We start from the raw sequence: 5203 nt of genomic DNA, 5'->3' as shown, positions 1-5203 counted from the left end.
CCCTGATGTACGACAGCCGTAACGGATACAGCCCGGTGGGGGTGCTGATCCGCACCAACGGCCCGGCGCGCCCGGACCGGCCCCGCGGTAGCACCGGTCTCAGGGGGTCCGCGGGCCGGTCCAGTCGGCCGCCACATGGCCGATCCGGACCCGCTGCGGATGGTCGCCGACCGCGACGGACGCGACCTTCTTGCCCGTCGCGAAGTCGATCGCGGTGACCTGGTCGGCGCCGCTCTCGGAGACGATGCAGGACTTGCCGTCGCCGCTCACCGTCGCCCAGTACGGTTTGGAGGTCGGCACCAGCGGCCCCTCCTGGAAGGTGGCGCGGTCGACGACGGTCGCGTAGTCGTCCATCGTCCCGGCGACGCACAGCTTGTTGCCGTCCGGGCTCATCGACAGCCCGTGGTGGCGGGAGTCGTTGACCCAGGTGGTGCGGTCCTCGCTGGTCGCGGGGTTCTTCGGGAGGGTCTTGGCACGGGTGATCTTGTCGGTGGCCACGTCGTACTCCAGGAATCCGTTGAAGAAGGACACCTGGAAGTAGAGCTTCGACTCATCGGGGGTGAAGGCCACCGGCCGGACCGCGTCCGACAGGTCCTTGCGCCCGAAGGCGTCCAGCCGGTCCCGCATGTCGATGACCTTGACCTGCTTGTAGGTGGCCGTGTCGACCACGGTGATGTGGCGGTCGCCCTTCGTCCAGTCCATCGACGGGTCGTCCAGCGCGGTGTTGACCTCGCCGATCGACATGTTCCACAGATACTTCCCGCCGTCGGTGAAGACGTTCTCATGGGGCTTGTCGCCGGCCGAGAACTGGCCGAGCTGTTTACCCGTCTCGATGTCCAGAATATGCACCGTGTTCGAGGTCGATGCGGACACCGCGACGCGTTTGCCGTCGGGCGACACCGCCATGTGGTCCGCACGGAACCCCGACACCGGGAAACGCCACCTCACCTGGCCCGTGGCGAGGTCGATGGACACCACATCGGCGAAGCTCGGGCGGGAGACGACGATGGCCGATCCGTCCGGGGTCGAGTACATGTCGTCGACGAACTGATCGTGCCCCTCCCCCGGCCCCTGCCGGATGCCGAGGAAGAACGCGAGCTTGATGGGGTTGAGATAGATCTCGGTGAGCCGCTGGTCCTTGTCCGGTATGACGTTGATCCGGCCGATCTTGGCAAGATCTCCGGTGGACTTGATGACATCGGCCGTGCCGTCCCAGTTGTTGCCCACGAACATCACCTCCCGCAGCGCGGCGGCGCCGGTGCGCGCATCGCCCGATGCGGAGGCCGGCGGGGCGGCGGTCGCCGCGGCGGAGCCGGTCACGGCCAGCACCACGGCGGCGGCGAGGGAGAGCAGGGTGCGGGTGGATCCGCGGTGCCGAGTGCCGCTCGCGGAGAACACTCGCCGGGCACGCCCGGCTGCGCAGACAGGCATGGTGCATCCTTCCAGACGGCGGGGAACGCCCCTTTTAAACGCGGTCATGAACATGGCGGTGCGCTGCCTACTGGAAAGTAATGAAGCCGCCCCCAACCCACAAGGCCGGGGACGGCAAAAATGACACGGACTCAACTTCGCCCTCGGGCCGCCCTCATCCGGGCCGCCCGAGGGCGAGCTATACGTGACGTACGTGACGGGAAACCCGGAACCGTCCGGTGTCCGCCGCGCGGGGTCAGCCGTCCGTCGGCCGGACGGTGTTCATGATCTTCTCGATCTCGGCCGACGTCAGCCCGTTCGGCACGCCCTGGTCCGCGTAGATGACCCAGCCGTGCATGGTGCCGTCGGGGAGCTTCTGCGCGATGCTGTGCACGATGGCCTTCGGCGGAACACAGGCGCTCGGCCGGTTGACCACCGTGACCTTGGCGGTCGCGGTGTAGCCCTCGATGCCGTTCCGCTTCCACGGCTTGGCCTGACTGACCTCGATCTTGGGCTTGTTGTCCTTGCCACCGTAGGCGACAAAGCCCCAGTTGCCCGCCCAGTTCCGGGCGTTCTCCTGCAAGGAGCCGTCCTTGCCACCGCCGGTGGTACCGACCGTGGCGAGCTGGCCCTTGCCCGCCTCGCCGAACGCCTTGGGGTTGGGGCTCGACGCACAGCCGCCCTCGCGGTAGTTGGCGGCGCCGGTCATCACGACGATCGGCTTGCCCGTCTCATCGTTGTAGGAGAGGGAAACGTCGGGGTTGAAGACCCTCCACTTGTCGGCCTTGGCCGGCACGTCGTAGCGGAAGTGGTGCTCTTCCCTGGTCTGCGTCTGCCACCCCGCGACCAGCGGCTTGTCGGCCGCTGGGCCCGACGGGGCGGAGGAGGACCCCGACGACCCGGAAGACCCGGAAGACTGCGACGACCCGGACGACGGCGACTTCGGCTGGGTGGCGCGGGCGCCCTCGTCCTTGGTCCCGTCCGTGGCCCCGCCGTCGTCGTCGTTGCATCCGCTCAGCACCAGAGCCATTCCGATGCCGACGGCCGCGACGAGGGTCTTCTTGCTCCGGCGGGACGCCACGGTGAGGGGCTGCCGACGCTGGACGGTGTGCAGGGAATTCTGGTGCCAAAACATGGCCCGCACCCTATCGGACCTGGTCTTCTGCCCCTCCGGAGGGAGGGTGGCCGGTGCCCTCGTGGAACACCACTTGACGCTCGTTCAGTTGGATCATTACATTCGGTGTGCCGAAGTCTCTCCGGAGCGAGGCGCCGAGAGCGACGCACCCAGCCGGTAACGGATGTCCCCCATCACCAGTCCGGCATTGGTCGCCAGGACCGTGGTCCGAGGCGGGGTCAGCGTCCAACACATGGGAAAGCACATGTCTCTACGCAGCTCCCTCTCGCCCCGCCAGCCGCTGACAGGTGCGGTGCTGGTGGTCCTGATCGGCATCGCCGCCCTCTTCACCGTGATCGGAATCGCCCACGCGGGGCCGGAGGACTCTCCACGGACGAAGAAGACGACCAAGGCCCCGCGGGCCACCGCCTCCCCCGATGCCAAGCGCGCCGCCCCGGCCGACGGTGTCACGCTCCCGCCGACCGACGGCGCCAACTTCGACTACCAGATCAACGAGCCGTACACCCCGCCCTCCGGTGTGGAGATCGTCAGCAGGGACCGCGAGGCCGCGCCCGCGCCGGGCCTGTACAACATCTGTTACGTCAACGCCTTCCAGGCGCAGCCGGACGCCGAGGCCGACTGGGACCACGATCTGCTGCTCAGGGACGCGAACGGCGATGTGGTGATGGACGAGGACTGGGGTGAGGCGCTGTTCGACATCCGCACCGAGGACAAGCGGGAGCGGATCGCGGATACGGTCGGGGGCTGGATCGACGGCTGCGCCAAGGCCGGCTACCAGGCCGTGGAGCCGGACAACTACGACAGCTACACCCGCTCCCAGGACCTGCTCACCGAAGACGACGCCATGGCGTTCATCAAGCTGCTGGCCGACCGCGCACACGCCGCACACCTGGCGATCGGCCAGAAGAACACCCTGGAGCTCGCCTCGCACCGCGAGGAGCTGGGTCTGGACTTCGCCATCGCCGAGGAGTGCGGGCAGCAGGATCCCCCGGAGTGCGGCGACTACACCAAGGCCTTCTCGAAGGTCATCATGATCGAGTACAAGGCCTCCGCGCTCAAGACCGCCTGTGCCGACTGGCAGCAGCCGGGGGTCGCCATCGTCCGCCGCGACCTGGACGTGTCCGCGCCGGACAGCGATGACTACATACGCGAGACCTGCGCCTCCGTATAAGCCCGTACAAGCCCGTATCACCGGCCACAACAGCCGGGCGCCGTGGCGGCAACGGGTGTAAGCAGGAGATATGCGCGATCGGCACGCTCCTGCCCATCCGGCCGGTTCACGGCGGTGGAGCCGGTGGCTGCTCGCCATTCCACTCGGGATCATCGTGGCGATCACCGCGATCGACCTCCAGACACCCGAGTCCATCCATCTGGGCCCGTTCCTGATCGCCGCGCCCGCGATCACCGCCTCGTTCGCGGGCCCCATGGCCACCGGCGTGATCGGAGCACTCGCCGTCGCGGCCCAGGTGGCCATCGCCCATCTGCACGGCGGTCTGATGACCGCGAACCACCAGGCGCAGGTCGGCACCCTCCTGCTGATCTCGGCCCTGGTGACGGCCTTCCGGTTCGCGGCCGACCGGCACCAGCGCAAGCTCACCCAGGTCCGTTCGGTGGCCGTGGCGGCCCAGGAGGTCCTGCTGCGGCCGCTGCCCGACCGGATGGGAACGCTGCGGATCGCCTCCGTATATCTCGCGGCCGAGAAGGAGGCACAGATCGGCGGGGATCTCTACGCGGCCGTGGTCACCAAGGACGCGGCCCGCCTGGTCATCGGCGACGTACGCGGCAAGGGCCTGTCCGCCGTCGGGGACGCGGCGGCGCTGATCGGTGCCTTCCGCGGGTCCGCCTACCGGAACCTCCCGCTGACCGCCCTCGCGGCGCACCTGGGCAATGCCATGCGCTGGAACTGGGACCACAGCGGCAGGTCCGGCCCTGACCCCCACGAGTCGTTCGTGACCGCTCTTGCGCTTGACGTCTATGACGACCGCCCCCTCGCCATGATGGTGAGCTGCGGACACCCCCCTCCGCTGCTGCTGCGGGGCGGGGAGGTCCGCACGCTGGAGGTCGGCGAGCCCGCGCTGCCGCTGGGGCTGGCCGTGACGTCCGCGGACGACTACAAGACCGAAACCTTCGACTTCGAAGACGGCGATCTGCTGCTGCTCCACACCGACGGCCTGATCGAGGCGCGGAACGCCGCCGGTGACTTCTACCCGCTCGTCGACCGCGTCGCGGCCTGGCCGGGCGGCGACCCACGATCGCTGACCCGCTATCTCCAGGACGACATGCTCCGGCACACCGGCGGCCATGTGAACGACGACGCGGCCATCGTCGTGATCGCCCGCTGCCCCGACACACCGGACGGCTAACCGCCCGCGCACACCACGGGCCAAGCACTTCGGGGGGAGGGTGATCACCGGTGTGGCCCACCTCCTAGAGTGTGCGCCATGTCGGACGACTCGCCCCTGATCCAGAGCCTGCGCGCGGCCGTCGCGGCGGCGCCCGGCGACGTACCGCTGCGGCTGCACCTCGCCGAACTCCTGCTCACCGCGGGCCGGCAGGACGCGGCCGTCGCGGAGGTCGCCGTCGCCCTGCAGCACGCGCCCGGCGACCCGCAGGCGCGGGAGTTGATGGCCCGCGCCATGGGGGCGCCCCCGCAGCCCC

Annotated in this window: 5 protein-coding genes; 3 read left to right on the top strand and 2 right to left on the bottom strand. The window is 69.1% G+C overall.

What is annotated here, in order from left to right:
- Positions 1–99 precede the first annotated feature (99 nt).
- Together ACWDSL_RS51700 and ACWDSL_RS51695 are read right to left on the bottom strand one after the other, a co-directional pair.
- The gene (locus ACWDSL_RS51700; protein WP_450496520.1) at positions 100–1431 is read right to left on the bottom strand and encodes a YncE family protein; all 1332 of its coding nucleotides are present in this window, start codon (positions 1429–1431) and stop codon (positions 100–102) included.
- Between the two features lie 235 nt (positions 1432–1666).
- Entirely contained in the window at positions 1667–2545 is an 879-nt protein-coding gene (locus tag ACWDSL_RS51695) for a hypothetical protein (protein ID WP_450496519.1), read from the bottom strand.
- A gap of 244 nt (positions 2546–2789) precedes the next feature.
- On the opposite strand from ACWDSL_RS51695, the gene ACWDSL_RS51690 reads away from it, so the two are divergent.
- From ACWDSL_RS51690 to ACWDSL_RS51680, 3 genes are all read left to right on the top strand, one after another.
- Entirely contained in the window at positions 2790–3716 is a 927-nt protein-coding gene (locus ACWDSL_RS51690; protein WP_450496518.1) for an endo alpha-1,4 polygalactosaminidase, read from the top strand.
- Between the two features lie 70 nt (positions 3717–3786).
- Positions 3787–4908 carry a PP2C family protein-serine/threonine phosphatase gene (locus ACWDSL_RS51685; RefSeq protein ID WP_450496517.1) on the top strand — a complete coding sequence of 374 codons (1122 nt, stop codon included), beginning with the start codon at positions 3787–3789 and terminating at the stop codon, positions 4906–4908.
- Positions 4909–4986: 78 nt separating this feature from the next.
- Positions 4987–5203, top strand: a 217-nt coding sequence (locus ACWDSL_RS51680; RefSeq protein ID WP_450496516.1) for a tetratricopeptide repeat protein, incomplete at its 3' end; no start/stop codon positions are given.

The sequence above is a fragment of the Streptomyces sp. NPDC000941 genome (assembly GCF_053599555.1).
The sequence above is the reverse complement of the archived record's forward strand: the minus strand, read 5'-3'. Positions and strand labels throughout refer to the sequence as shown.